The sequence below is a fragment of the Reichenbachiella sp. genome (assembly GCF_033344935.1).
Lineage (GTDB): Bacteria > Bacteroidota > Bacteroidia > Cytophagales > Cyclobacteriaceae > Reichenbachiella.
Map to the genome: position 1 here is coordinate 1,572,881 of NZ_JAWPMM010000001.1, position 26,415 is coordinate 1,599,295.

At 41.1% G+C, this 26,415-nt stretch carries 23 protein-coding genes; 13 read left to right on the forward strand and 10 right to left on the reverse strand.

The features are described 5' to 3' along the window. Nucleotides 1-2 precede the first annotated feature (2 nt). On the reverse strand, nucleotides 3-977 hold the full coding sequence (locus R8N23_RS06765; RefSeq protein ID WP_318170813.1) for a YheT family hydrolase: 975 nt from the start codon (nucleotides 975-977) through the stop codon (nucleotides 3-5). A 175-nt stretch (nucleotides 978-1,152) separates the two neighbouring features. On the opposite strand from R8N23_RS06765, the gene R8N23_RS06770 reads away from it, so the two are divergent. The 3 genes from R8N23_RS06770 (at nucleotide 1,153) to R8N23_RS06780 (ending at nucleotide 5,271) form a co-directional block, all read left to right on the forward strand. After that, the gene (locus R8N23_RS06770; RefSeq protein ID WP_318170814.1) at nucleotides 1,153-2,103 is read left to right on the forward strand and encodes an ROK family protein; all 951 of its coding nucleotides are present in this window, start codon (nucleotides 1,153-1,155) and stop codon (nucleotides 2,101-2,103) included. A 57-nt stretch (nucleotides 2,104-2,160) separates the two neighbouring features. Continuing rightward, on the forward strand, nucleotides 2,161-4,557 hold the full coding sequence (locus tag R8N23_RS06775; RefSeq protein WP_318170815.1) for a TonB-dependent receptor plug domain-containing protein: 2,397 nt from the start codon (nucleotides 2,161-2,163) through the stop codon (nucleotides 4,555-4,557). A gap of 126 nt (nucleotides 4,558-4,683) precedes the next feature. Beyond that, nucleotides 4,684-5,271: a redoxin domain-containing protein gene (locus R8N23_RS06780; RefSeq protein WP_318170816.1), complete on the forward strand. Its 588-nt coding sequence runs from the start codon at nucleotides 4,684-4,686 to the stop codon at nucleotides 5,269-5,271. 25 nt (nucleotides 5,272-5,296) lie between these two features. On the opposite strand, the gene R8N23_RS06785 is transcribed toward R8N23_RS06780, so the two are convergent. The 3 genes from R8N23_RS06785 to R8N23_RS06795 all read right to left on the reverse strand — a co-directional run bounded on the left by R8N23_RS06785 (nucleotide 5,297) and on the right by R8N23_RS06795 (nucleotide 7,045). Further along, nucleotides 5,297-5,671 (reverse strand): type II toxin-antitoxin system VapC family toxin, encoded by a 375-nt coding sequence (locus R8N23_RS06785; RefSeq protein ID WP_318170817.1) that lies wholly within the window; start codon nucleotides 5,669-5,671, stop codon nucleotides 5,297-5,299. After that, nucleotides 5,658-5,828 carry a hypothetical protein gene (locus R8N23_RS06790; protein ID WP_318170818.1) on the reverse strand — a complete coding sequence of 57 codons (171 nt, stop codon included), beginning with the start codon at nucleotides 5,826-5,828 and terminating at the stop codon, nucleotides 5,658-5,660. The genes R8N23_RS06785 and R8N23_RS06790 overlap by 14 nt, the downstream gene beginning before the upstream one ends. A 227-nt stretch (nucleotides 5,829-6,055) precedes the next feature. Then, nucleotides 6,056-7,045, reverse strand: a complete 990-nt coding sequence (locus R8N23_RS06795) for a DUF805 domain-containing protein (RefSeq protein WP_318170819.1) — start codon at nucleotides 7,043-7,045, stop codon at nucleotides 6,056-6,058. A gap of 165 nt (nucleotides 7,046-7,210) precedes the next feature. Between R8N23_RS06795 and R8N23_RS06800 the strand changes: the two genes are divergently transcribed. The 5 genes from R8N23_RS06800 to R8N23_RS06820 all read left to right on the forward strand — a co-directional run bounded on the left by R8N23_RS06800 (nucleotide 7,211) and on the right by R8N23_RS06820 (nucleotide 12,548). Further along, the gene (locus R8N23_RS06800; RefSeq protein WP_318170820.1) at nucleotides 7,211-7,645 is read left to right on the forward strand and encodes a GNAT family N-acetyltransferase; all 435 of its coding nucleotides are present in this window, start codon (nucleotides 7,211-7,213) and stop codon (nucleotides 7,643-7,645) included. Between the two features lie 212 nt (nucleotides 7,646-7,857). Next, complete coding sequence (locus R8N23_RS06805; protein ID WP_318170821.1) at nucleotides 7,858-8,130, forward strand: MoaD/ThiS family protein; 273 nt, start codon at nucleotides 7,858-7,860, stop codon at nucleotides 8,128-8,130. 19 nt (nucleotides 8,131-8,149) lie between these two features. Next, nucleotides 8,150-9,232: a glycosyl hydrolase gene (locus R8N23_RS06810; protein ID WP_318170822.1), complete on the forward strand. Its 1,083-nt coding sequence runs from the start codon at nucleotides 8,150-8,152 to the stop codon at nucleotides 9,230-9,232. Nucleotides 9,233-9,370: 138 nt separating this feature from the next. After that, nucleotides 9,371-10,900 carry a serine hydrolase gene (locus R8N23_RS06815; RefSeq protein ID WP_318170823.1) on the forward strand — a complete coding sequence of 510 codons (1,530 nt, stop codon included), beginning with the start codon at nucleotides 9,371-9,373 and terminating at the stop codon, nucleotides 10,898-10,900. A gap of 28 nt (nucleotides 10,901-10,928) precedes the next feature. Next, on the forward strand, nucleotides 10,929-12,548 hold the full coding sequence (locus tag R8N23_RS06820; protein ID WP_318170824.1) for a class I SAM-dependent methyltransferase: 1,620 nt from the start codon (nucleotides 10,929-10,931) through the stop codon (nucleotides 12,546-12,548). Here the strand turns inward: R8N23_RS06820 and R8N23_RS06825 are convergent. Continuing rightward, nucleotides 12,541-14,031: a tetratricopeptide repeat protein gene (locus R8N23_RS06825; RefSeq protein WP_318170825.1), complete on the reverse strand. Its 1,491-nt coding sequence runs from the start codon at nucleotides 14,029-14,031 to the stop codon at nucleotides 12,541-12,543. The genes R8N23_RS06820 and R8N23_RS06825 overlap by 8 nt on opposite strands. A 101-nt stretch (nucleotides 14,032-14,132) precedes the next feature. On the opposite strand from R8N23_RS06825, the gene moaA reads away from it, so the two are divergent. Continuing rightward, on the forward strand, nucleotides 14,133-15,143 hold the full coding sequence (gene moaA, locus R8N23_RS06830; RefSeq protein ID WP_318170826.1) for a GTP 3',8-cyclase MoaA: 1,011 nt from the start codon (nucleotides 14,133-14,135) through the stop codon (nucleotides 15,141-15,143). On the opposite strand, the gene R8N23_RS06835 is transcribed toward moaA, so the two are convergent. Together R8N23_RS06835 and R8N23_RS06840 are read right to left on the reverse strand one after the other, a co-directional pair. Continuing rightward, nucleotides 15,144-15,896 (reverse strand): hypothetical protein, encoded by a 753-nt coding sequence (locus R8N23_RS06835; protein ID WP_318170827.1) that lies wholly within the window; start codon nucleotides 15,894-15,896, stop codon nucleotides 15,144-15,146. A 192-nt stretch (nucleotides 15,897-16,088) separates the two neighbouring features. After that, nucleotides 16,089-16,568: an Lrp/AsnC family transcriptional regulator gene (locus tag R8N23_RS06840; protein ID WP_318170828.1), complete on the reverse strand. Its 480-nt coding sequence runs from the start codon at nucleotides 16,566-16,568 to the stop codon at nucleotides 16,089-16,091. A gap of 131 nt (nucleotides 16,569-16,699) precedes the next feature. On the opposite strand from R8N23_RS06840, the gene R8N23_RS06845 reads away from it, so the two are divergent. Beyond that, nucleotides 16,700-17,944 (forward strand): cystathionine gamma-synthase family protein, encoded by a 1,245-nt coding sequence (locus R8N23_RS06845; protein ID WP_318170829.1) that lies wholly within the window; start codon nucleotides 16,700-16,702, stop codon nucleotides 17,942-17,944. A gap of 53 nt (nucleotides 17,945-17,997) precedes the next feature. On the opposite strand, the gene R8N23_RS06850 is transcribed toward R8N23_RS06845, so the two are convergent. From R8N23_RS06850 to R8N23_RS06860, 3 genes are read right to left on the reverse strand one after another with little or no spacing between them, the layout of a single operon-like run. Next, nucleotides 17,998-18,720: a hypothetical protein gene (locus R8N23_RS06850; protein ID WP_318170830.1), complete on the reverse strand. Its 723-nt coding sequence runs from the start codon at nucleotides 18,718-18,720 to the stop codon at nucleotides 17,998-18,000. Continuing rightward, nucleotides 18,717-19,409, reverse strand: coding sequence for an NAD-dependent deacylase (locus R8N23_RS06855; RefSeq protein ID WP_318170831.1), 693 nt, complete (start codon nucleotides 19,407-19,409; stop codon nucleotides 18,717-18,719). The genes R8N23_RS06850 and R8N23_RS06855 overlap by 4 nt, the downstream gene beginning before the upstream one ends. A 21-nt stretch (nucleotides 19,410-19,430) precedes the next feature. Then, entirely contained in the window at nucleotides 19,431-20,846 is a 1,416-nt protein-coding gene (locus R8N23_RS06860; protein ID WP_318170832.1) for a pyridoxal phosphate-dependent decarboxylase family protein, read from the reverse strand. Nucleotides 20,847-21,067: 221 nt separating this feature from the next. Between R8N23_RS06860 and R8N23_RS06865 the strand changes: the two genes are divergently transcribed. The 3 genes from R8N23_RS06865 (at nucleotide 21,068) to R8N23_RS06875 (ending at nucleotide 26,384) form a co-directional block, all read left to right on the forward strand. Further along, a complete protein-coding gene (locus tag R8N23_RS06865; protein WP_318170833.1) occupies nucleotides 21,068-22,345 on the forward strand; it encodes an acetyl-CoA hydrolase/transferase family protein in 1,278 nt (425 codons plus the stop codon). Nucleotides 22,346-22,402: 57 nt separating this feature from the next. Then, a complete protein-coding gene (locus R8N23_RS06870) occupies nucleotides 22,403-24,040 on the forward strand; it encodes a M28 family metallopeptidase (protein ID WP_318170834.1) in 1,638 nt (545 codons plus the stop codon). A 229-nt stretch (nucleotides 24,041-24,269) separates the two neighbouring features. Next, nucleotides 24,270-26,384, forward strand: coding sequence for a M3 family metallopeptidase (locus tag R8N23_RS06875; RefSeq protein WP_318170835.1), 2,115 nt, complete (start codon nucleotides 24,270-24,272; stop codon nucleotides 26,382-26,384). Nucleotides 26,385-26,415: the final 31 nt, after the last annotated feature.

Consider the following 26,415-nt stretch of genomic DNA (forward strand, 5'->3'; position numbering starts at 1 on the left):
GGCTATAACCTGGCGTAATCTTTAAAAAACTCAAGTGCGCGCTCATCCATCCAGGAAGTTTTAGCACCTAATTTAAAGAAACCTACATGGCCACCAGCTCTCGGGGTTTCTAGGTGAAGAAACTCATGATACTTACAAGCTTTGTATGGATAGCACTTTTCACCAAGTAATGGGTCATTTTTTGCGTTGACAATCAACGCGGGTAGTCGAATGCCTGGGTAGTTGAGGTCGGAAGTAGCGGTTCTATAAAAATGCCGACTATTTTTGAATCCATGAAGAGGGGCCGTGTAGCGTTCGTCAAACTGCCCAAAAGAAACGATATCATCAATTCCATCAATGTTTACCTCTTTGGGATATTGTTGGTGCTTTAGCTTGACCTTCTTGATCATTTTTTTGAGAAAACGCTGTTTGAAAAACCAGTTTTCACGAAAGGTCAGTTGATGGGCACTGTCCCAAAGGTTGCAAGGTACGGAGAAAGTGGCTGCCGCCACGATGTGTTTGGGGACACTTGGCCCATTTTCTCCAAGATATTTCAACGTCGTACTGCCGCCCATTGAAAAGCCCACCAATACAATTTTCTTATATCTTCTGGTAGCAATGGCATGAGTGATGACATGCTCCAGATCTTCTGTATCTCCGTGGTGATAGAGCCGAAGGTTTCTATTGATTTCACCGCTACATGATCTGTAGTTCCACGCTAATACATCGTATTCATTTTGGTTGAAATGTCGAGCACAACTTTTTACATAGTGACGGTGAGAGTTTCCTTCCAAACCATGTGAAATGATGACTAACCTTTCGTATCCAGAGCGAATCCAGTCTAAGTCAAGAAAGTCTCCATCGGGGGTATCAATTCGCTCCCGATCATATTTGACCCCTTTTATTTTTCTGAATAAGCTAGGGATGATGGTCTGTGTATAGCCATTTTTAAAGAAATCCCGAGGGGAGTTGTATGAAGAGTAACCGAGTATAGACATAATTCTCAATACAATTTATATAAAGTTGGTTAGCTATATCAAATAAATTAGAAGAGGATTAACGGTTTGACTAATTCATCATGATGATATCTTCTGTTTTTAGGTTAAAAAAGTATATTTTATTGACTCTAGTCATCTGATCATACTCTATTTTTGAGAGCTTAAAGGAAAAAATATGGCGGATTATATTCTAGGAATTGACATTGGGGGTACATACACCAAATTTGGCCTTGTAGATAAAAAAGGTAAAGTCAGCAACGAAGGTTCTTTTGCCACCCGTGCTCATGAGAAGATTGATATTTTCTTGGGCGAACTGAAAAAACAAGTACTACCTATGCTTGATGGGAAATCTGTTATAGGAGTAGGAGTAGGGGCGCCCAATGCCAATCACTTCGATGGCACCATCAAACAAGCCGCTAATATTACCTGGGGTGATGATGTTCCGCTTCAGAAGTTGATTCAGGAAATTTTTAATCTGCCTACCATTTTGACCAATGATGCCAGTGCAGCCGCTATAGGTGAAATGAAATTTGGTGGAGCCCAAGGCATGAAAGACTTTGTGGTTTTCACTTTGGGTACTGGTTTAGGCAGTGGCTTTGTAGTGAATGGTGAGGTCGTTTATGGCCATAGTGGATTCGCAGGGGAGATCGGTCATGTGAGTGTAAATCCAGACGGTCGATATTGTGGGTGCGGCAGAAGAGGTTGTTTAGAAACTTACGTATCTGCCACCGGGATTAAAAAGACCGTTTTCAAAATGATGGCTGATTATACTCGTCCAAGTGTATTGCGTGATGTGAGTTACAATGACATGACTGCCGAGATGATCACCAATGCGGCCAGAGACCACGATTACATAGCTATTAAAGCCTTCGAATATACCGGACAGATATTTGGTCAGAAATTGGCGGATACTGTGGTGCACACGAGCCCTGAAGCCATTTTCCTTTTTGGCGGGTTGGTGAACGCTGGAGATTATCTGATGGATCCTGCGATCTATTACATGGAAAAATTCATGTTCAAGCCTTTCAAGAAAACAGTAAAACTACTGCCTTCTTCCTTGATGGATAGAAATGCAGCGGTTTTGGGTGCTGGCGCTTTGGGATGGGAAGAATTAGCTAAAAAATAAGGAGACAAGCTTGGCGTAATTTTTGCTTTTAGCGGGCTGGAATTACAATGAATTATGATGGCAAGATTACCCCTGCTGATTTTACTATTTCTTTTCTCGTTTATTGCCTATTCGCAGCAGCTCACTGTTCTGGATAAGGCTACTCAGCTTGGGATTGCGAAGGCGACTATATTATCTCAGAATTCAAAAAGCACTTTGTCCACCAATGCGCAAGGGCAGGTAAGGCTAGAGGCAGAAGCGGCTAGCGAAAGATTGATTATTGATCATCCGTCCTATAAGCCAGTCCTGGTGGCAGGAATCACTGCAGATACTACGGTATATCTCACAGAGCAAATCATAGAAATCGACGAAGTAGTGATATCCGCCAATAAATGGGAGCAGGACAGAGAAGAAGTACCTAATGAAATACTGACGATCTCTGCCAAGCAAATCGAAAGAAACAATCCGCAGACTTCGGCTGACATGCTGGGGCAGTCTGGACAGGTTTTCGTTCAGAAAAGCCAAATGGGAGGAGGAAGCCCGATGATCAGAGGATTCTCAGCCAATGCCGTCCTGATTGTATTAGACGGTATTCGGATCAATAATGCCATTTATCGTGGGGGTAACCTGCAAAATGTGATTATGCTGGATCCCAATTTGTTGTCAGGTTCTGAAGTGATATTTGGGCCAGGTTCATCCGCATATGGGAGTGATGCATTGGGTGGTGTCATGGATTTTCACACCATTAGACCGGCTTATACAGATAGCAAAGCGCTACAGGCCCATGGAGTTGGGATGATGCGTTTTTCTACTGCCAACCTTGAGAAAACGAGCCACTTCCATGTCAACGTACAAAATAACAAATGGAGCAATACACTGGGTCTTACCTATGGGGATTATGAGGACTTGAGGGCTGGTGCCAATCGACCGTCTGACTATCCTGATTTTGGGAAAAGACTAGAATACATAGAGCAAGTCAATGGGCAAGATGTCATAGTTCAAAATGACAACGTAAATATGCAAAGGTTTTCCGGCTACCATCAGTATAACATCATGAACAAACTGAGCTATAGGATTTCCAAGGAATCTGAATTGATGCACACATTGTATTACACCACTTCGTCGGATATTCCTCGATATGATCGACTGATAGAAAGAGATGAGAATGATGTACTGGTTAATGCAGAATGGTACTACGGCCCTCAGGAATTTTTGCTCAATGCCATCACATTTTCGAACTACAGTTCCAACTTCTTCTACGACGGTGCGAAAGTGATTCTTTCTAACCAGCGGGTAAAAGAAAGTCGCAATGATCGAAAGTATCAATCCACCAGCTTTCGATCCAGATCGGAGGAAGTAAACGTGTATGCACTTAATGTAGACTTGGATAAAGAACTATCAGCTAAAAGTGAATTGTACTATGGAATTGAACTTTTTTATAATGACGTAAATTCCTCGGCCTATCTAAAAGACGTAGCTACCGAAGTGGTGTCTCCTACCTCTACACGTTATCCGGATGGCGGTAGCAAGTATTCGTCCGCAGCGGCTTATGGGAGTTTAAAGTCTCGTTTAAGTGACGCCGTAGTTTTTACTGGAGGCCTTCGGTATACTTATGTACATCTAGTATCTGAATTTGAAGATAAATCCTTTTTCAATTTTCCATATGATGAGATCGAACTGAAAAATGACGCGTTGAGTGGTTCGCTTGGCTTGGTAGTAAGTCCTGTGAAGAGCTTGCGATGGAACCTGATTTTTTCTAGCGGATTTAGATCACCTAATGTAGACGATGTAGGTAAGGTCTTCGACTCGGAGCCAGGTAGCGTGGTCGTGCCAAATGAAGATTTGTCGCCAGAATACACCTTGAACTACGAGACAGGAGTCAACTGGAAAATAGCAGATAGAATCACCATCGAAGGTAGTTTGTATTACACGCAGCTGAGAGATGCCATGGTGCGAAGACCATTTACCTTCGATGGGCAGACAACAATTATTTACGATGGCGTCGAAAGTGATGTCGAGGCCTTGGTTAATGTAGGGGAGGCTTACCTATGGGGCTATTCTATTGGTCTGTCGGCCAAACTTACCGAACGCATGGTACTCAGGGCTCGAGTGAACAACAATGACGGCGAAGACGAAGTAGATCACGTGCCCTTGCGTCATACCAATCCACTGTTTGGGAATGTATCTCTAAGCTACCGAACGAAAAAACTGATGCTGGAGGGTTACACTAATTTCCAAGGTAAAAGAACCTGGGAGGATTTAGCGCCGAGCGAGCAGGCCAAAACTCATCTATATACAGCAGAAGGTGCTCTGGCTTGGTATACCTTGAACATCCGGTCCTCTTATCAGATCAGTGAAAAGCTGAGTGCGACAGCAGCATTGGAGAATATTCTCGACAAGCATTATCGCCCTTATTCTTCTGGTATCAGCGCACCGGGGATCAATGGCATACTGAGTGCGCGGTATACTTTTTAGTCAATCCCTATAAAAATGTCTGAATTTATCGGCTTGGCGTAAATCCATTCGACAGGTTGGCTTCGTATGTCTCTCGCGTTTGTTCAACAAGCGGTATATTGAGAAGACAGAAAAATTAATTGACTTATGGCTAGAAGTATTACACTGAGAGGAAACATCAAAGCACCCAATTTTGATGTGGAGGATATTTTTGGGAATCGGATCAATCTTCGAAACTATAGAGGTAAGCGCGTATTTGTGGGGTTTTTCAGGCATGCAGGCTGCCCTTTTTGCAACCTAAGGGTCAATAAGTTGGAGTCTGCTCAAGCTCAGCTCAAAGAAAAGAACATGGAAATGGTCTTCTTCTTTGAGTCTACTAAAATGAGACTCCTGGCCAGCAAGTACCATACAGACATACACACCATTCCTATGGTCGCTGATCCTGAGAAGCAATATTACAATCTGTACGGGGTAGAAAACTCACCATTGAAATCAGCCAAAAGTCATTTCATGTCCTTGATTCAAACGGCAATCAAGGCCAAACTGAAGAGTCTGCCCGTGCATTGGATGGCGGACAATGAATCGATCAGCACGATCCCCGCAGAATTCTTGATCGATGAAAATGGTGTGATCCGAGTCGTTCATTATGCTCGCGACCTAACAGACGAATTGTCTACGGATTTGATTACTCAGTTTGCAGAGGAGGGGGTGACGAATCGGAAAGCAGTGGTTTAGATTTTTGGCGGTATAGTATGATCAATTATTCAGCAGAGTAAATGATGACATCCAATTCGTCAATTTTCTCAAATGCCTTATCTGCTGTTAGCAAAGGTAATTTGCTATAAAATGAAGAGGCTGCCACAATAGCATCTGGTAGTTTTAACCTTCTGGATTTTCTAATTTCTATGGTTACTTTTTTGATGCCAGAACTGATGTTTATGACTTGGCAATCATTAATTAGTTGCTCGATTAAGGACTGCTCTTTCTTCGATAAGTTTGGCACCGCCAGTAGCTCAAGCTCAGTTATTATTGATATTGCGAGTTGTTTTCCGTCAAGAATTTGTGTGACTTCAGGGTCTCCGTTTAGAAGGTAAATTAAAATATTGGTGTCTACAAAGAGCCTATTCCCATTCATCTCTTGAGTTTGACTGGTAACTGATAGGGTTTATTTTTTTCTTTAGAATCCCGCTGTACTTACTGGCTGAAATACCCTCAGTTTTCTTAGATGCTACTTCGTTCAACTTCTCGAGTTGCTCTTGTATCGGTGTGCCTTTCTTTATAACTGTTACCATAGGCCAAATATACGAAATATTGCATTCGGAGTTCTGCAATCAGTTAAGCAGAACGATCCGATGTTCGTTTTGTGGTTTTTGTCCTTACGAATATAATCGAATCTGTGATTGAGCACATACCTTTTCTTATTCATGTACTGAATCGAAGATTCAACGGGGCTCGACTAAGCTCAAACCACCGCTCTAGTAGATAAAAGCAGGTTTTAATGTATGATGTTGTGCTTTCCTTATTTAAGGGAATTATACAAATCATCTACTTCTAGTTGAGATAATTCAAACCATTCGCCTCTTAGTCTTTTAGATTTATATGTTTCATGAAGAGCCTTCTCAAAACTAGTTGCAATATCTCTATTCGGAAATTCTTTGGCGATTAGTAAATCAACTGTAGGTTTTTCGCTTTGAAGGGTACTTTCTCGATATTTTGGTTTTTTAGAAACACCTATTTTGTAGAAATTATTTGCAGTGTCATGCATCAAGTAAACACTACAGGCTTCTTTTTTAGATGTTGGTTTAATCTGAAGACTTTCAGGTTCTTGAGTTAAACTTTCTGATTTGGGTTTTGGAGTTGGTATGTTCTCCTTGCAATTATAGATAGCGTATAAAAAATCATCGTCAACGAATTTTAAGAAAGCTTTAAACCGTATTTCTATATACCCTGTTTTCATTGAGTGAACTATTCCTCTTCCCTTGGTTCCAAAGTCCACTTTCATAATGTCTTGGCCTTCTTCAACATAATCCCCAGTGTTAACTAACCAATCAATTACAGAGTAATAACCAACCGTAGTTTGCCCATAATTGAATTTGATCAGATGACAATAATCAGACTCAGTGATAATTACTTTAAGAGGAAGATCTTCCTTTTGGCTTATAATTGGTGATTCAGATTTTGAGGTGAAAATGTTGAATTTTGATGGAGGTCCGTATTTATTCATGACGTCATCGCCTTTTTTGAAGTGAAGTTCGTATAAATAAAATAGGTTGAGAATAGGAATTAGAAACCAAACATAACCATTGATTCCCCATCTATTAAGATCATGATACCTTTTAGCACACAACGCACAATAGAGGTAAAAAACGAATATGCAGAAATATATGATTGCATTTGATTCTGGGTTTATATTCAATCCTACTGTAAGGAAGAGGACCCATAGAATTAAGGAAATAATTCCAAATTCTTGCCGATTTACTCTCCCTCGATTCCAGAAATATTTAGTCATAATATTATGAAGCACAAAGTAGTTATATGTAACATAACTCGCTACATATCAATTATGTCTAACTCAAATCTAATGGATTTTTAATCTTCAAACAGGTGACGATCGTAGATCTATTTCATTGCATCGTGCTATTCACAAAGAAATAATCTTTTTTAATATTGCAGCATGTATACTATTAGCCCATTAGACAAGTCCGATTACCAAGAAATGATAGAAGTGTGGGAGGGGTCAGTCAGAGCTACTCATGACTTCCTACCCGAGTCTAGAATCCTGGAATTGAAACCATTGATTTTGGATCAGTATTTTGATGCGGTACAGTTGTTTGGTGTGAAGGAAGAAGGACGAATACTTGGTTTTCTGGGTATACATGACACAGATATAGAAATGCTCTTTATCCATTCGGAGACCAGAGGAAAGGGCGTAGGTAAGGCTTTGCTTCTTCACGCCATCGAAGAGTTGAACTGCACCAAAGTGGACGTGAATGAGCAAAACAAGCAGGCTGTAGATTTTTATCTCTACATGGGCTTTCAAATCGCTGGCCGATCACCACTCGACGGACAAGGCGAGCCGTATCCTATTCTTCATTTGAGTTTGCGGTAGTTACCCACTGAGTGGTCTGACGAATGGTGCTTAATTTTCGCCTTCAGGAGTATTATAATGTTTGCTTTACAACAATGTCCATCAAATATTTATTCGTCCGACAACTAGATAGAGACAACCCATGTCCCAAATTTCAACTTTCATTCGTCTTTTACTAAATTGTATAGTCTTGCTGAGATACCGAAGCAGATTATACTTATTCAAATTGACAAATGCCTACGATTAAATTTACCGCGAACCTCAAACGATTTTATCCTGAACTATCAGAGATAGAATTGGAGTCTTTGGACCTGAATGAAATATTGGATGAGCTAGAAAGTAGATTCAAAGGGCTCAAGGACTATGTAGTAGATGAACAAGGGCAATTACGTAAGCACGTCAATATCTTTATAGGAGACGAATTGATACAGGATCGGATCAAACTCAGTGATGCTGTAAAACCTACAGACGAAATCTATATTATGCAGGCCCTTTCGGGCGGATAAACCCAAAAAACTTAAACTCATGTCAAAAGCTAACTTACTACTCGGCACAAGAAAAGGATTGATCATCTACCAACAGGACGGTGATGGATGGAGTCACCAGTCTACACACTTTTTGGGCATTCCCGTATCACTTACGCTAGTGGACGAACGTAGCCATACCTGGTGGGCGTGCTTGGATCACGGGCACTGGGGTTGCAAGTTGCACCGAAGTACGGATCAAGGAAAAAACTGGAAAGAAATAGAAGCGCCTAAGTTCGCTGAAGGAATGGAGGTAAAAGAAGGAGTGCCGGCAGCGGTGAAATACCTTTGGGCCATGTCACACGGAGGCAAGGATAAGCCGGGTGTATTGTACATAGGCACTGATCCGGGTGCGCTTTTTAAGTCTACCGACAACGGAGATACCTGGCAGCTGGTAGAATCCTTGTGGAATCACCCCTCACGAGAAAAATGGTTCGGTGGCGGACGCGACAATCCAGGTATTCATTCGGTGGTAGTAGATCCAAGAGACTCCAATCATATTTATGTGGCTGTGAGTTGTGCTGGCGTATTTGAGTCCTTTGATGCAGGGGAGACCTGGCAATCTGCCAACAAAGGGTTGAAAGCAGATTTTCTACCCGACCCAAGTTCTGAAATTGGTCAGGACCCACACATTCTCAAGGCATGCCCAACTAATCCTGATGTGCTTTGGCAGCAAAATCACTGCGGCATATTTGTAACCACAGATGGCGCGAAAAACTGGAAAGAGGTCAGTCAAAAAGAAGGACCAGCCAATTTTGGATTTGCCGTAGCTATTAAGCATGATAATCCCGATCAAGCTTGGGTAGTACCGGGCATCAGCGACGAAATTCGTGTAGCTGTCGATCAAGCCTTAGTAGTTTGCAGAACAGACGATGGAGGGAAAACCTGGAAAGAGCAAAGAGCAGGGCTGCCACAAGAGAACTGTTTCGATATTGTTTATAGACACTGTTTAGATATTTCTGGAGACCGTTTGGTTTTCGGGACGACGACAGGTAATGTTTACTATTCCAATGATCTCGGAGAAAATTGGAAGCAACTCTCTTCGGATTTACCAATGGTCTACTCGGTAGAGATAGCAGGATAAATTGAACTTTTGGCTTCTTACTTTCAATTTTATACTCAGAAGGACAACCGTTCATCCCGTATACATACCTGAACTCACGACTCATTTGGATTTTGGTCACCATTATTCATAATTTGGAGTCGAACTAAAATTAAACACATGAAAAAGCCCATCCTTTTATTGGCAATTGCCCTTTGCGTTTGCCTCCAATCTTTTGCTCAAACCACGGATGTTGATCTTAAGGCACTTGATGCCTACTTCGAAAAGATGACCAAAGATTGGGATGTGCCAAGTATGAGTATTGGTATCGTGAAAGATGGTGAATTGGTCTTTGCGAAAGGATACGGGGTCAAGGAAGTAGGGAAAAAGGAGGCGCCAGATAAAAATACTTTGTATGCCATCGCCTCCAATTCGAAAGCATTCACTGCAGCTATCATTGCCCAATTGGTAGAAGAAGGGAAATTAGATTGGAACGGAAAAGTGAAAGATTATTATCCTGCATTTGAGCTGTACGATCCATGGGTAACTGCCCATACCACCATAAGAGATATACTGAGTCATAGGGTAGGGTTAGGGACTTTCAGTGGAGATGTGATTTGGTACAAAAGCGATTTTACCAATGAAGAAATTTTGGCTAGAATCAAAAATATACCTCCGGATTTTGACTTTAGAGCAGGGTATGGTTACTCCAATCTCATGTACATCACGGCTGGGGAAGTTATTCGCAATGTGACGGGCAAAAGCTGGTCAGAGAATGTGAAAGAAAGAATCTTGACGCCGTTAGGGATGGATCGAACCCTAACGGGACCAAGCGCCTTAGTGTCCACTGGAAACTATGCAACGCCACACGCTCGAACGGACGAGAAAAACATCCCTATAGTTTGGGAGGATTGGGAAGAGATCGGAGCATTGGGAGGATTGATCTCTAGTGTGGAAGACCTTTCTAAATGGATGATCACAAATATGAATCATGGTGTATATGAAGATGACACTTTGTTTAGCGCTCGTTCAAGAAACCTCATGTGGACACCGCACAACAATTTTGTAGTGGATCATACCAAGCCGAATGATTTTGGTCGTCATTTCAGTGGGTACGGCTTAGGTTGGGGGATTAGTGATTACCACAACAACCTGAGAATAGGACACACTGGAGGTTACGACGGTATGCTCACCGCTTTCAATATGTTGCCTAATCAAAAGCTAGGAGTAATTGTATTGACGAATGGAATGAAAAGCCCTATGATGGCGGCAACCTATTATGCTTTGGATCAATTTTTAGGTGTAGATGGTCCGGACTGGTCTGAAAAGTATTTGGGCTATATGGGTAGTACGGAAGAAGATCCAAGAATTACTGAGCGCAAGGCCAAACGGGTGAAAGGTACTAAGCCCTCGCTTGACCTGAGCAAATATGCAGGGACTTACAAGGCAGACATCTATGGCGATATCAAGGTAACGCTCGAAAAAGGAGAGTTGCGATTAAACTTCCCGAATGCCAAAGCACTTTCAGCTACACTCAAACATTGGCATTATGATGTCTGGGAAATTGATTGGGATATAGAACACGCATGGTTCAGTTTCGGGACTGTACAGTTCAACATGGACAACAATTTGAATATCGAACGAATGACATTTGATGTGCCGAATGATGATATTTTCTTCGAAGAGTTGATTCCGGTCAGGGTAGATTAATCTCTCATTTTTTGCGTATCATTGATATATGATACCCAAAAACGAACAAGCCCAACTTAGAGCAAATCTCTTCCGTCATTTGGATGGAATCGGTACTGCTCCCACAGCATATGCCCTCCACGAAAAAGGTGTGCTTAGTTATTTACTCGAAGCTAAATCTAGCACACTTAAAGAGCTTGTGGAGCGATTCAATGCCAATGAAGGTTACCTCAATGTAGCCTTGAGAATATTGTGTTCACAAGGTTGGATTAATCAGTTTGTAGACAATAAAAATGATGTGATTAGCTATACCATCAACGAAAAAAGCGAGCCAGCATTTCGATGGGTTACCATTTACAAGGAAGTAGTTGATTTATTGAAGCTTTCTGAGAGATTTCATCCTAGAAAATTTGAGTTGGAGCCTTTTCTTGTTCTTGAGAAAATCTTTAAAAATTATTGTAATAGGTACGATTTGCCTGAGCCGACCAATGAATACGAAAGAGAAATTCAGGATCAAATGTTGACTCATATAGAGGGAATTATTTTAGGGCCTACAATCGTCCATTTGGGTATGAGTGGGATGTTTCATAAGTACTTTATGGAAGCCAGTTTCAAGCCGGAAGAATTTCACAACGATCCAGAAAGTTTCACAAAACTGCTAAATATGTTTGCTCATTTGGGTTGGTTTAGTGAAAATGGCGGAACATATAAATTCACAGAAAAAGGCTTGTTTTATGCTAAAAGAGCTAGTGCCTATGGTGTCACCGTATCTTACATACCAACATTCAGACATTTGGATGAGCTGATTTTTGGGAATGCCAAAATTCTTGTTACGGAATTTGGTGAGGAAGAAAAACATGTAGATCGAGCAATGAACGTATGGGGAAGTGGAGGAGCACATGCGGCTTATTTTAAAGTAGTGGACGAGATTATTGTTGATATATTTAATCAGCGAATTGAGGATCAACCCAAGGGTATTTTGGATATGGGCTGTGGAAACGGCGCTTTTATTCAGCATCTTTTCGACGTGATTGAGCAACAAACTGAGCGAGGTAGGAGGTTAGATGAATATCCTTTGACACTCGTGGGAGTCGACTACAATCAAGCGGCTTTGAAAATAACCAAGGCCAATCTTGTGCAGTCCGACATCTGGGCAAAAGTCATATGGGGAGATATTGGAAGGCCTGATTTGCTTGCGCAAGATTTGAAAGGCAACTATGGTATTGAACTAAATGATCTACTGAATGTAAGGACATTTTTGGATCACAACAGAATTTGGCAAGAACCTAACCACTCAGGTGATATATTGAGTGACTCCAAAGGAGCTTTTGCTTATCAGGGAGTGAGAAAAAGCAACAACCTGGTTCAAGCATCATTAGTTGAGCATTTTCAGAAATGGGCTCCGTTTGTAAGGAAATTTGGACTGCTATTGATCGAGTTGCACACCGTTGACCCTGAGCTGGTGGCGAAAAATTTGGGGAAGTCTGCGGTAACGGCATACGATGCCACTCATGGTTATTCTGATCAATACATTCTGGAAATTGATGAATTTTTGAAGTCTCTGGAATTGGTAGGTTTGTATCCAGATAAAAACCAATTTCGGAAATTTCCCAATTCAGATTTGGCTTCGGTTACCGTCAACTTGTTCAAAGAAAAACAAGCTAGTTGATCATTTCCCCTTTTTCCAGTTTCTTTTTGATGTCGGTAAGTACATCATCCAGCTTGTCTGCAGAATAGTAGAGGTGATCAATCATTTCCCTTTTCTCATTTTCCTCCATATCACCTTTGAGGAGTTTGGTGAGTCCAAGGATGTTAGCCAATGGTCCTCTTACTATGTGTGCATTTAAGAAGGAGTATTCTTTGAGTTTAACGTCTTTCTTTTGAATTACACTGGTTCGTTCTTCCACAATTTGCTCAAGATTGTTGTTGAGAATTTCCAACTCGAGCGCCTTCTCTTTGATTTCGCGGTTTTTATCTTTAAGTAGTCGATTGAGACGCGCTTGTTTTTTTACCTGATAGTAAAACAATATGGCGATGATACTGATCAGGAGTAAAATGACGGCAATTCCTGCGATGATCGTTCTTTGGTATCTAACTATCTTCTGACTCGTTTCTTTTTCTTTCAATAACTCATCTTGCAAGCGTTGACTTTCCTCAAATTCGAATTTTGCCTGAATAGTTTGCAGTTGTTTTTCTTTCGCAATATCAAAAATTTCGCTTGCGAGTTTATGCAATTTTCTCATGGAGAGAAATGCGGCCTCAAAGTCGTTTAAAGTAGAGTCTGTTTTGTATTGCAGAGCCAGTGCTTCTAGCTTGAGTTCCTTGGCATTTACTATGTCAGCAAATTTGATAGTTTCCTCTACTAATAATTTGGATTGATCAAATTGATTATTAGCTATTGAAATTTTTGCTTTTTCCAACGCAATTCCGGACATGCCCAAATAGTCTTCTCGTTGTTGATAAATCTCATTGGCTTGATTAAGAAAGGTAAGTGCTGAGGTGTAGTCTTTTTGTTTAGCCAAAACTTTCCCGATGCCAGTTTGCGCATAGGCAATAGCTCGAGGCCTGTTTTCCTCCTTGGCCATTTGTTCCCCAATTTGAAAATGGTTAATGGCCGAATCGAGATAGTTTAATCGATAGTAAATCTGTCCCAGATTGACATAGGACATAATTGGTTTTCTACCTCGCAGGTGTTTGTTTTTTAGCGCTAAGGATTTTTTATGGTATTGTAATGCTTCTTTATACTGAAACTTTTTTTCGTACAGCTCACCAATATTGTTGTAGGTGATGAAAATGCCCATTTGATATTGCGACTGCTCATATACCTTCAAGGAGGCCAAATAGAACTCTAGGGCTGTGTCGTATTCTCCGATGGTGAGCAGCGAACTGCCCACTAGGTTTAGGCCTCGTGCATACCCGTTTTGATAACCTATCTGTTTGGCTAGTTCATAACCTTGTGTGGCATATTTCCTTCCTTTATCTGGATTAGTGTTTATTACTTCGAAGGCAATAAGATTGTATAAATCGACCTTCACTGAGTCTTGAAACAGATAGGAAGCTGCAGCTTTTTCTAAGCTATCTATTTTCTGCTGCTGGGCCGGTAGCTCGTGGGCTAAAAGGCCTATGATAAACAAGGAAAGGATTTGGCGCATCCCTAAAAATAAGTATTGAAGATTAGCTAGTCAACCAATTTCATAGATATTCCGTCTTATCTTTGAGCTCAACATCGCTGACTCCAATCAAATATCAATAAATGACAAATTCTCCTATGACCAAACTGGTAGACTCATGGAATCGAGAGATTGATTACCTCAGAATAGCGGTGACTGATCGATGCAATCTGCGTTGTTTTTATTGCATGCCGGCGGAGGGGATTGACTATTTACCAAAGAAAGAACTGCTGTCCTATGAAGAGATCATTCGGTTGGCTACGGTATTCGCTTCTTTGGGAATTAAAAAAATCAGACTCACTGGTGGAGAACCATTTTTAAGAAAGAATTTCATCTCGCTGTTGAGAAACCTAAAAGGAATTGCAGGAATTGAAGCAGTTCATATTACTACCAATGGGGTGCTTACAGCACCCTACCTCGATGAAATGAAAGAGATTGGGGTAGACGGGGTAAATCTTAGCTTGGATAGTTTGAATAGAGAAAATTTCCACAAGATTACCAGAAGGGATGAATTCGATACCGTGATGAAAACACTGGAGGGGCTAACTCATCGTGGATTTAACACTAAGATCAATATGGTGGTGATGCATGGTAAAAACACTCATGAAGTGATTGATATGGCTCAGCTGGCCAGTGATCGAAACATCAGCGTTCGGTTCATTGAAGAAATGCCGTTTAATGGATCTGAAATGGCTGCTTCACAGAAAAATTGGAGTCACACGCGTATTTTGAAGGAACTTACGAAGGCTTTTCCTTCCCTGAAAAAATTGGATTCTGACCCTAGCAATCCAGCCACCTTATATCAAGTTGCGGGACATTTAGGGAATATTGGAATCATTCCGGCTTTCTCTCGAACATTCTGTGGGGCTTGCAATCGAATACGTCTGACCGCTACAGGTACTATTAAGAATTGCCTTTATGATGAAGGGGTATTGGATATAAAGAGCCTGCTTAGAAGCAATAAAAAAGATGATGAACTCCGAGAGATCTTAGTGGCTACGGTGCAAAAAAGAGAAAAGGATGGCTTCGCTGCTGAACGCAACCGAAAAGTAGACAAGAATATATCAGAATCTATGTCGTCGATCGGCGGTTGATTAATGTACCGTCATGATTTTCATCATCCCATGTTCAGGTTTGAAACTGAATTTCGAATTCTCATAGGCATAGAATTTAATACCTAGCACCAAAACGGCCGAAACATCATTGTGAATTGACCCTCCTGTTGGTATAGTTAACTGGGCAGTCAAAGGCTGAGTTGGAATTCTCAATACGGGTAACATAGTAGTTTCATATATACCCACCTTTGAATGTTGAACTTTGTTTGAAACAGCTACTTGTTCTCCATTTCTTTCAAAATCGGAAACGGATATCAGACGCGCACAAATTTTAAAATTGGTGGCGTCTTTTGGTATGTTTAGCTCTTGCTCTGGAACGAAAGCGGGAACATGTAAAATTACATGGCCTTTATGCGCACCTTCACGCAAATAAAATTTAGAAGTGACTCCCGCATTAAAGGCATTCTCTGAATTAAACTCAAAGTGCTCAAGAGATGATTTAGCGTCTCTAACAGATAGCAGGTTTGATGCTGGATCAAACCCTTTGTTGATCACAGAGGCTAATCGCTTCGAGCAATAAGACTCTGTCATTTCTTGCATCTCAGGTCCTAATGAAGAAAAAATGGCTTTACTCATTAAAGTAGCAACGCCATAGTTGTTTTTGTTGATAAGTTCTGTTGATTCGGAAGCCTGTGATTTGGGATTCAACTGGCTTTCCTGCGGTTGGGCTAGTGTACCTAGCCCTTCTCCGGAAAATTGGAAAGTGCTACGTAATTCTAAATTTCGTGACATAGTGGATTCTGGTTGATAGTTGCTGAGCGGCAATCTAAGTTTTAACTTTTCTCATTAACCCTAGTAAGTTGTAAAAATTAATTTAAATATGCAAGCAGAATTCCCTTAATATCAGGGTGTTATGAGTTGAATATTCAGCATTAAGAATAATGCCGAATAGGTTTTAGGTAAAAGCTTTATTCTCTAGGTAATTTACTTATCCTCCGAGAGCGCATTTTTACAGGAGAATATACTCTCTTTGATGGCTTTCATCACAAAGTAACTTTGTACTTGTCCGATATTGTCCAGAGCCGCTAATTGATTAGAAATAAAGAGTTGATAGTCCTCCATATTTCTAACTACCACTTTGAGTAGGTAGTCGAAATTTCCTGATAAGTGATTGCATTCAAGAACTTGATGTAAGTCTTGAATGCCAGCCTCAAACTTTCTAAGATTATCTTTTGAGTGCTCCTTTAATGTGACGCTGCAGTAGGCTACTAATTGGTAACCTAAGTTTTTTGGATTCACACTGATGGTATAGTTTTCGATGATTCCATTTCGTTCTAATTTTTTTATCCTTTCATACACAGGAGTGATGGTCATGCCTATCGCATTTGCAATGTCCTTCATTTTGGTTTTTGCATCATTCTGTAGCATTTCTAATATTTGAATATCTGTATTGTCTATGATCATCTTTCTCTTTTAATGTAATATTTAGTTATGATATGGAAATGGTTACTGCTAATGATTCAATTTATAGATTAATAAACTATGATTAAATATTTAGGTAGATGTTTCGATCATTATTGTTGTAAAACACAGCAATGAAACAGCAGTTTAGCCCTGAAAGTCTGATGATGTCTCATGGGTATGATCCCAAATTATCAGAAGGAGCCATTAAGTGCCCAATCTTTCAAACGTCCACTTTTGTTTTTAATTCAGCCGAAGAAGGCAAGGCCTTTTTTGAAGTAGCTTATGGCTTAAGAGAACAAGAAAAGGGAGAAAAGTTAGGTTTGATTTACAGCCGACTTAACAATCCCGACCTGGAAATTTTAGAAAACAGATTGTGTCTATGGGATGGTGCTGAGGATTGTGCTGTTTTCGAGAGCGGCATGTCGGCCATTTCTACCTGCCTGATGGAGTTTTTAAAGCCGGGAGATCTGTTGCTTTATAGCTCGCCGGTTTATGGAGGTACCGATCATTTTATCAATCAAATATTGACGAAGTTTGGAATCCATGTAGTCGGATTTTATCCAGATAGCTCGAAGGAAGAAATTGAAACAATAATCAAAGACACTGGTCACGCCGATCGTCTGACCATGATTTATATAGAAACCCCTGCCAACCCAACCAACAGTTTGATAGATATGCATATGTGTCGACAGATTGCAGATCAATATTCCAAAGAAGATCAGCCTGTATATCTAGCAGTGGATAATACTTATATGGGGCCGTTGTGGCAGCACCCGTTAAAACATGGTGCTGACTTCGTTCTTTACTCGGCCACCAAATACATAGGTGGGCATAGCGATGTGATCGCCGGAGCTTGTCTCGGCTCCAAAGAGCACATGACTAGAATCAAAGGGCTTCGAACTTTCCTGGGTAATATGGCAGGGCCTTGGACGGGGTGGTTACTCATGCGAAGCTTAGAAACTTTAAAGGCTAGAATGGAACTGCAAGCACTTAATGCGTCTAAAGTGGCCGACTATTTAAATGATCATAATTCTATAAAGAAAGTCTATTACATGGGATTTTTGAAGGAAGATGATCCAGAGCAGCATGAAATATATCAAAGGCAATGCAGCTCCGCTGGCGCTATGATTTCATTTGAAATTGAAGGAGGCGAAAAGGAAGCCTTTCGGTTCATAAATAGCTTAAAATTGATCAAGCTGGCTGTGAGTCTTGGAAGTACAGAGTCACTCATTCAGCATCCAGCTACCATGACTCATGCTGGAGTAAACCCAGAAGAGAAGTTGAGAATAGGCATCAAAGAAAACCTGATCAGACTATCCGTGGGAGTGGAAAACCCCAAGGATTTAATATGGGATTTGAAACAAGCGTTAACATAAAATTTAGATTTAGCATAACCCAAAAATGATGGCTTCGGGGTGTTGTCCTGAAGTCATATTTTTCTTTCATAGAGCCCGGCGAAGTTTGATTTATTATTATGGATGAACTGTTGGTAGAGGTCTGTCTCCACGAAAGATTCTAGACCTTCATTATCATAACTGCTAAAAACCAACACATGATTCAGCATAAAGTCAAGAGTTTTTAGTTTTTGATTTTCTTTTTGAATGCCAATGAGCGCTGATTTGCTTCCGATAAAATATGGGAAGACCTCTAGCGAGGCAGCAAAATCTAAAAGAGACTGAATATCTGATTTGCTTCCTCCTTCGCAAACATGTACTAGATATTTTAGTTTACCCGTGTATTTAGAATGGGATGGCTTTTGATCTTCTGAATTAAGTTTTTCCATAAAGCCAATTTGGAAATGTTTGACAGAAGAGGTTCTAAGTATGCTTTTAACTTGAAATAGTTTGTTGGCAATCAGGGCTAAAAAAGCAGAGGCTTTTGGATACTTTACAATGAGCAACATATCCCTTTTTAAGCGCTCGTTTTCCAGAATGACTTTGCAAAGTTTTCCTTTGAAAATAGGATAGGCGCCAATATTTCTCACATGGCTAATAACTATCTGGTTGTATAGTTCATAGAGCCAAGCGCGTTTTAAGTCGAACCAATTGATTGCCCAGAGCGGCTGATCTAGCCGAGCTTCGGGATGAGCGCTGATGATGGAAGCTTTGAGCTTAGTGCCTAGTTCTTGGGTGACGATTTTGTCCTGATTCATAAGTATCTTGCTCTCAAGATTTCAGCTACTTTTGGCACACCTGTTCCTCCTTTTTCCTCAAACAAAAACAGATTGGGTTCATGCGCCACCTGTGGCATGTTGGGATCTATAAGGTACTTAGGAATGTTCGGCCTGGTGTGATGTATAAGACCAGCAGCTGGATATACCGCCAAAGAGGTGCCAACTACCAGGAAGATATCGGCTGACATCGATTCTTCAATAGCTACGTCCATCATGGGCACCATCTCGCCAAACCAAACAATGTGAGGACGTAGCTGTGATCCTTTTTCGCACTTGTCACCAGCGTTTAGTTCCCAACCCTTCATATTGTAGACTAAAGATTCATCCACTGTACTTCTGGATTTGAATAATTCGCCATGCAGATGAAGTACATGAGAGGACCCTGCCTTTTCATGTAGGTTGTCTACGTTTTGAGTGACGATCGTGACTTCAAAGTCCTTCTCCAAATCTGCAAGGGCCAAGTGTCCTTTGTTGGGTTCGGCTGTTAGGGCTTGTTTTCTTCTTTGATTGTAAAAGTCAAGCACCAAATCACGATTGGCCGCCCATCCTTGTGGAGAGGCGACTTCCATCACATCATGACCCTCCCAAAGCCCGTCGGCGTCGCGAAAGGTTCTTATGCCAGACTCGGCACTTATGCCAGCACCGGTGAGTACAACTATCTTTTTCAACTTTTTTTGAGTTAAAGATAACTAAAGCAAGGCATTGGCTTTTGTTTGGATCAGCTGCCAGGATTCTTCTATGTGATTGCGTTGAACATATGTCTGGCCAATGACCATTCGAAGCGCATACTTACCTTTGACTTTAGTATGTGTCAAGTAAGCTTCTCCAGAGCCATTAATAGCTGCTACTAAATTCGCATTCAGTTGATCCAATTGCTTTTCAGCTTGTTCTGTGGTGATCATTCTAAAACAAACCACATTCAATTTGGGCTCAATGACTATTTCAAAATTTGGATGTTCATTGACTTGATCAGCAAACCACTGGGCATAGCTGATATGCTCTCTAAGTCTGGTTTGAATGCCTTCTACTCCAAAATCTCGAATCACGAACCAAAGTTTGAGCGCTCTGAATCTACGGCCCAGCGGCACACCCCAATCTCTGTAATCTTTTACTTGGCCCCGAGTGCTGGTTTTTAGGTACTCAGGCAAAATTTCAAAAGTCTTAATTAAAGCTTCCTCGTCTTGTATAAAATACACGGTGCAATCAAAATTGGTGAACATCCACTTATGCGGATTGAATACAAAACTGTCGGCCTTCTCGATACCAGAAATCATTTCATGGTATTCTGGAAGCATCAGTGCGGTGCCGGCATAGGCTGCATCTATGTGCAGCCAGATATTATATTTTTGACAGATATCTCCAATGGCACTAATTGGATCAATAGCTAGCGTTCCAGTGGTACCCACAGCAGCGACTACGGCACATGGTAGGAAACCATTTTCAAGGTCACTTTTAATAGCAGATTCAAGAGCAGAAGGAATGATCGCCAGGTTTTCATCTACTTCTACTTTAACCAGATTTTCCATGCCGGTGCCTAGTATTTTAACTGCCTTGTCAATAGAAGAGTGAGTTTCCGAAGAGCAGTAGAATCTTATTTTTTGATTGTCAAATCCATTTTGGTTAATGGACCAGTTGGTCTTTTTTTCTCTTGCTGAAATCATGGCAGCCAAGGTGGCTGTGGAGGCGGTGTCCTGGATGCATCCGGTCCACTTTTCAGGAATATTCATCAAAGGCTTGAGCCAATTGATCATGAGTTCTTCCAATTCTGCGGCTGCAGGAGAAGTTTCCCAAATCATACATTGGGCGCCAAGGGTGGTAGTAAGCATTTCTCCAAGCACAGACGGGTAACTCGAATTAGCGGGAAAGTAAGCGTGAAATTTTGGACTTTGCCATTGGGTCATTCCAGGAAGTATGATGGATTCAAAATCCTTAAATACTTGATCAAATGATTCACCTTTAGCCGGAGGTGTGACTGGTAGCTGATTAATCACTTCACCTGGCTTGGCTTGTGATTTTACTGGATAGGATTCTATGTTTTCATAAAAATCGGCCATCCAATCTACTAGTTTGTGTGCTTCCTCCCTGAAGGATTTGTTGTCTAACATAAAATGTTGTTTATATGAATTCAGCTAGGTTATTCCCTCAAAGAAAATAAAGAGTAGCGACAATTGTTTTCTTAATTTCAGGATTAGAATTTTATCTCTTTAAAACTAATTTTATTGGAATATGCTAATGCTTAAGAATGATATGATTGAATGGCATGAATGACCCTCGTCATGTTTTACCCAACTGCCTTCACTTACTTTTACAAAAAAAACGAACAATCATGAGCAAATACTTGTCTGCCAAAGAAGCCCTTGAATATGTCAAATCGAATGACAGAATCTTTATACATAGTGTTGCGGCTGCCCCGCAAATTCTAATTGATGCACTTTGCGATAGAGCTTCGGATTTGGAAAATGTGGAAATCGTACATCTGCATACCGAGTGTAAAGCCAAATACCTGGAAGAGCAGTATCGAAATAGTTTTCGAGTAAAATCGTTCTTTGTTGGGGCCAACGTACGTCGGGCGACTCAGGATGGAATAGCCGACTACATTCCAGTTTTTTTAAGTGAGATTCCGAAAATGATCAGAGAGACATTGCCATTGGATGTGGCATTCGTTCAAGTTTCCCCACCGGATAAACATGGGTATTGCTCTTTGGGGGTATCAGTAGATGCTTCTCACACCGCCGTGGATTGTGCCAAATTGGTGATTGCTCAAGTAAACGCAAACATGCCTAGAACCTATGGTGATGGCATGATGCACATCAGTAATTTTGATATTTTGGTGGAGCATGATTGTCCAATATATAGTGTTGATGTTCCGGAACCAACCGACATAGAAAAGCGAATTGGTAATTATGTGGCCGGTTTGGTTGAGGACGGTGCCACCTTGCAAATGGGAATTGGGGCCATTCCAAATGCAGTTTTGTCCAGCTTAACCAATCATAAAAAATTGGGTATTCATACCGAGATGTTTTCGGATGGGGTGATTCCGTTGGTTGAGAAGGGGATTATCACCGGAGAAATGAAAAAGCTTTATCCAGACCGAATAGTATCGGCCTTTATTATGGGAACCAAGAAACTCTATGATTTCGTAGATGGCAATCCCGGAGTAATGATGATGGATGTGGCATTCACTAATGACGTGGCTGTAATTCGTAAAAATCCAAAAGTGACTTCCATTAATAGCGCCATAGAAATTGACTTAACTGGTCAGGTTTGTGCAGATTCAATTGGCACCAAGCAATACTCAGGTGTAGGCGGACAAATTGATTTTATCCGTGGGGCATCTTATTCAGAAGGTGGCAAACCGATCATCGCCTTATCATCTGCTACTAGCAAAGGGTTGTCTAAGATTGTACCGACTTTGAAAGTAGGTGCTGGTGTGGTATCGACCAGAGCCAATGTGCACTATATCGCTACCGAATACGGAATAGCTGATTTGTATGGCAAGAGTTTACAGGAACGAGCTAGAATGCTTATAGACATCGCACATCCAGATCATAGAGAAACCCTTGATAAAGCTGCGTTTGAGCGGTTTGGAAGGAAATTGCATTAAGTTTTTTGAGGCGGTAGGAATTATATAAATTGGGCAATTATTAATCTAATTGATCCAATGAAAAATATATTAAACGCGCTTATTATTACATCAATTGCCTTCGCCTGCGGGCCGAAGGAGAACTTCCAGGAAGCATACGATAGTATCAATGAGGAGGGCTTGAAAACTCGAATTAAGACTTTGGCTTCCGATGAATTTTTGGGTAGAATGCCTTTTACTGAAGGGGAAACTAAAACGATCAACTACCTCAGAGATGAATTCAAAAAGCTAGGATTGAAGCCTGGAAATGGAGATAGCTATTTCCAGGAAGTTCCTTTGGTGGAATTGACCGCTGCGGTCGATCCTCAAATGAAAATCACAGGGGGTGAAAATGAAATCAACTTAAACTACTGGGATGATTTTGTTGCATTGACACGAAGGGTAACTGATTCTGTTCGCATAGAAAACTCAGAGGTCGTATTTGCTGGCTATGGCACCATAGCACCTGAATACGACTGGAATGACTACGAAGGCCTAGATGTAAAAGGCAAAACCGTGATGGTTTTGATCAACGATCCAGGATTCGGCACTGAGGATAAGTCATTCTTCAAAGGCAACGAAATGACCTACTATGGTCGATGGACTTACAAATATGAAGAAGCCGCTCGACAAGGAGCAGCTGGCATCATCATCGTACATGAAACAGCACATGCGAGCTATCCATTTGAGGTAGTTCAGGGCGGTTGGTCTGGCGCCAATCTATATTTGGAAAACCCAGACAACAACATGTCCAGATGCGTGATCGAAGGGTGGGTGTCTGAAGAAAGCGCCAATCAAATGTTTGCCAATATGGGGATGGAAGGTTATGATTTTTATGAAGAAGCACGTAAGCGTGAATTCAAATCATTTGCTATGAATCAGCAACTGTCTGTAGGGTTGGTTAACAGCATCAAACGATCGAAGTCAAATAATGTGATTGCCAAATATGAAGGTTCAGAGCGACCTGAAGAAACTATTATTTACAGCGCGCACTGGGATCATTTCGGAATTGGAAACCCTGTAGACGGGGATTCGATTTACAATGGTGCGGTAGATAATGGCACTGGAGTGGCTGGGATTGTACAGGTAGCAGAAGCTTTTACCAAGCTAAATATTCCAACCAAAAGATCGGTGGTATTTATGGCAGTTACGGCTGAAGAACAAGGACTTTTGGGTTCTGCGCATTATTCAGTCAATCCTATTTATGATCCAGCCAAAACAGTGGCTAATTTGAATGTGGATGCTATCCGTCCCATTGGTAGAGTCAATGATTTTTCAATTGTTGGATATGGTCAGTCAGAATTGGACGATTATGCAAAGCGAGCAGTTGAAAAGCAGGGGCGATATATCACTCCAGATCCTCATCCTGAATCAGGTGGATTTTTCCGCTCGGATCATTTCAATTTTGCTAGCATTGGTATCCCGGCGCTCTATGGAAAAGGAGCAACTGATAGCGATGCCAATGGCAAAGAATGGGGAGAAGAGCAGTACAAAAAATACACCAGTGAGAATTATCACAAACCTTCAGATGAGTACTCAGATGATTTTAATGCAGAAGGGGTGAAGTTGGATATGCAGGTGATGTTCGATATTGGCTATACGCTAGCGAATGAATCAACATTCCCTAAATGGAAAGAAGGATCGGAATTCAAAGCCATTCGAGAAGGCCAACAATAATTCTATGGTGCCATTTGTGGAATTAATCTCCAATAAGGAAAAAAACATACTAAATTGAAAAGGATAAGAGGCTGTCTCAAAAGCCCAATGCTCCCAAATTTTGTCACATTGAGGCATTTGAAATGTCCGCCTGCGGTCAGCAGCAAGGCTTCGAGGACCTCAGCCTGACAGTTTCCTTGGCTTTTGAGACAGCCTCTTATTTATTCCCGAATCACAAAAAGTTAACCCAATGAGAAAAACTATAACCCTATTAACGGCAGGTGTGATGGCCTTCGTAAGCTGTCAATCTCCTGAAACTAATCAAACGATGAATGAAGAAAATCCTTTATTATCGGAATGGAACACACCATTTGGAGTGCCTCCATTTGATCAAATTAAAAATGAGCACTACTTGCCTGCCTTTGAGCAAGGAATGAGTGAGCACAAGGCAGAAATTGATGCCATCGTAAATAATACAGAGGCTCCAACTTTTGCCAATACGATGGAAGTGCTTGAAAGATCTGGAGCTACTTTAGACAACACAAGTAGAGTATTTTACGCCGTAGCTGGAGCGCATACGAATGATGTGTTGGATTCAGTTCGTACGGTTGTTTCTCCAATGCTTTCGAAGCACTATGATTATATCAATTTGAATAAAGGCTTGTTCGAAAGAGTGGAAGCTATATTCAATCAGCTTGATGACAGCGATCTCAATGCAGAACAAAAGAGACTCGTAAGCGAGTCGTACAAAGGATTTGTAAGATCGGGCGTTGGGCTCGAAGGAGAACAAAAGGTGAGACTACAAGAAATCAATAGCAGACTCTCTGAGCTGACTACCAAGTTTGGGCAAAACGTGTTGGCAGAAACCAATAATTTCGAAGCACACACAACTAACCCAGATGACTACGGGACTTTGACTAGTAGCTTAGTTTCTCTAGCGGCTACAGAAGCCAAGAAAAGAGGACACGAAGAAGGTTGGTCATTTACACTTCAGAGACCAAGCATTAATCCTTTCTTGCAATATTCTCCAAATCGTGAGATGAGAGAACAATTGTATCAAGGATATGCCATGAGGGCTGACAATGACAACGAGAACGACAATAAGAAGATCATTGAAGAAATTGTAGCCTTAAGAATTGAAAGAGCAAATCTTTTGGGTTACGAAACACATGCTGATGTACAACTGTCATCAAGTGTAGCACAAACGTCAAAAGCTGTTATGGACTTTATGGATAAGGTTTGGCCTGCTGCATTGAATATGGCTAAGTCTGAAAGAGAGGCGTTGACAATTGAAATGAAAAAAGACGGTATCGATGGAGAACTGAGAGGTTCGGATTGGAGATACTATGTGGAGAAGGTGAGAAAGGCTAAGTATAATTTCGATGAGGATGCTATGCGTCCGTATTTTGAGTTTACAGCGGTTCGTGATGGGGCATTTGCTTTAGCGAATAAGTTGTTTGGTATGCAGATTAAGGAATTGACTGATATGCCTAAGTGGCACGAAGATCAGCAGGTTTTTGAAGTTCTGGAGGCAGACGGCACACACATTGGTATTCTTTATATGGACTTTTTTGCTAGAGATAGCAAAAGGGGAGGAGCCTGGATGAATTCATTGAGATCACAGTCCAAAATGGATGGTAAGGTAACGCCGATTGTAACCAACAATTTTAATTTCCCAGCTCCAACAGAGGATGGACCTTCTCTGCTTTCATTTTCTGAATCAGAAACTATGTTTCACGAGTTTGGGCATGCTTTGCATGGATTGTTGTCTGATGTGACTTATCCTTCGCAATCTGGAACAAACGTACCTCGCGATTTTGTGGAGTTTCCTTCACAGGTCATGGAAAATTGGATGAGCGAGCCAGAAGTACTTAAGCTTTATGCCAAGCACTATCAGACGGGAGAAGTAATACCAGATGAGTTGGTTCAAAAAATGAATGACGCCAATGCATTCAACGAAGGTTTTAGGTCTGTAGAATATATGGCAGCGGCTTATTTGGACATGTCATGGCATACACTTACTAGTGCAGATGGAATTGAGGCCAGAGCATTTGAAAAGGAAGCAATGGATAAAATTGGTTTGATTGATCAAATCATACCAAGATACAGAAGCGGTTATTTCAATCATATTTTTGCAGGAGGTTACTCCGCTGGGTATTATAGTTATTTGTGGTCTGAATTGTTGGATGCAGATTGTTTTCAGGCCTTCAAAGAAACAGGTGACCTTTTTGATCAGGAAACGGCCAGAAAATACAGAATCATGTTGAGCAAAGGAGGATCCAAGCCAGGTATGGAATTGTATGTTGACTTCAGGGGGAAGACACCGGAGATTGGTCCACTTTTAGAAAAGAAAGGTTTTAAGTAAACCGGTGGTTTATATAAAAAAGAGCCATGCC

What these genes read in the sequence shown, in the direction of transcription:
- R8N23_RS06780 (WP_318170816.1), top strand. Translation starts at nt 4,684, where the DNA reads ATGGCTAGAAGTATTACACTGAGAGGAAACATCAAAGCACCCAATTTT.
- R8N23_RS06790 (WP_318170818.1), bottom strand. Translation starts at nt 5,828, where the DNA reads ATGGTAACAGTTATAAAGAAAGGCACACCGATACAAGAGCAACTCGAG.
- R8N23_RS06860 (WP_318170832.1), bottom strand. Translation starts at nt 20,846, where the DNA reads ATGTTAGACAACAAATCCTTCAGGGAGGAAGCACACAAACTAGTAGAT.
- R8N23_RS06795 (WP_318170819.1), bottom strand. Translation starts at nt 7,045, where the DNA reads ATGACTAAATATTTCTGGAATCGAGGGAGAGTAAATCGGCAAGAATTT.
- R8N23_RS06810 (WP_318170822.1), top strand. Translation starts at nt 8,150, where the DNA reads ATGTCAAAAGCTAACTTACTACTCGGCACAAGAAAAGGATTGATCATC.
- R8N23_RS06835 (WP_318170827.1), bottom strand. Translation starts at nt 15,896, where the DNA reads ATGTCACGAAATTTAGAATTACGTAGCACTTTCCAATTTTCCGGAGAA.
- R8N23_RS06800 (WP_318170820.1), top strand. Translation starts at nt 7,211, where the DNA reads ATGTATACTATTAGCCCATTAGACAAGTCCGATTACCAAGAAATGATA.
- R8N23_RS06765 (WP_318170813.1), bottom strand. Translation starts at nt 977, where the DNA reads ATGTCTATACTCGGTTACTCTTCATACAACTCCCCTCGGGATTTCTTT.
- R8N23_RS06845 (WP_318170829.1), top strand. Translation starts at nt 16,700, where the DNA reads ATGAAACAGCAGTTTAGCCCTGAAAGTCTGATGATGTCTCATGGGTAT.
- R8N23_RS06820 (WP_318170824.1), top strand. Translation starts at nt 10,929, where the DNA reads ATGATACCCAAAAACGAACAAGCCCAACTTAGAGCAAATCTCTTCCGT.
- R8N23_RS06785 (WP_318170817.1), bottom strand. Translation starts at nt 5,671, where the DNA reads ATGAATGGGAATAGGCTCTTTGTAGACACCAATATTTTAATTTACCTT.
- R8N23_RS06850 (WP_318170830.1), bottom strand. Translation starts at nt 18,720, where the DNA reads ATGAATCAGGACAAAATCGTCACCCAAGAACTAGGCACTAAGCTCAAA.
- R8N23_RS06815 (WP_318170823.1), top strand. Translation starts at nt 9,371, where the DNA reads ATGAAAAAGCCCATCCTTTTATTGGCAATTGCCCTTTGCGTTTGCCTC.
- R8N23_RS06770 (WP_318170814.1), top strand. Translation starts at nt 1,153, where the DNA reads ATGGCGGATTATATTCTAGGAATTGACATTGGGGGTACATACACCAAA.
- R8N23_RS06775 (WP_318170815.1), top strand. Translation starts at nt 2,161, where the DNA reads ATGGCAAGATTACCCCTGCTGATTTTACTATTTCTTTTCTCGTTTATT.
- R8N23_RS06825 (WP_318170825.1), bottom strand. Translation starts at nt 14,031, where the DNA reads ATGCGCCAAATCCTTTCCTTGTTTATCATAGGCCTTTTAGCCCACGAG.
- R8N23_RS06875 (WP_318170835.1), top strand. Translation starts at nt 24,270, where the DNA reads ATGAGAAAAACTATAACCCTATTAACGGCAGGTGTGATGGCCTTCGTA.
- R8N23_RS06840 (WP_318170828.1), bottom strand. Translation starts at nt 16,568, where the DNA reads ATGATCATAGACAATACAGATATTCAAATATTAGAAATGCTACAGAAT.
- R8N23_RS06805 (WP_318170821.1), top strand. Translation starts at nt 7,858, where the DNA reads ATGCCTACGATTAAATTTACCGCGAACCTCAAACGATTTTATCCTGAA.
- R8N23_RS06870 (WP_318170834.1), top strand. Translation starts at nt 22,403, where the DNA reads ATGAAAAATATATTAAACGCGCTTATTATTACATCAATTGCCTTCGCC.
- moaA (WP_318170826.1), top strand. Translation starts at nt 14,133, where the DNA reads ATGACAAATTCTCCTATGACCAAACTGGTAGACTCATGGAATCGAGAG.
- R8N23_RS06865 (WP_318170833.1), top strand. Translation starts at nt 21,068, where the DNA reads ATGAGCAAATACTTGTCTGCCAAAGAAGCCCTTGAATATGTCAAATCG.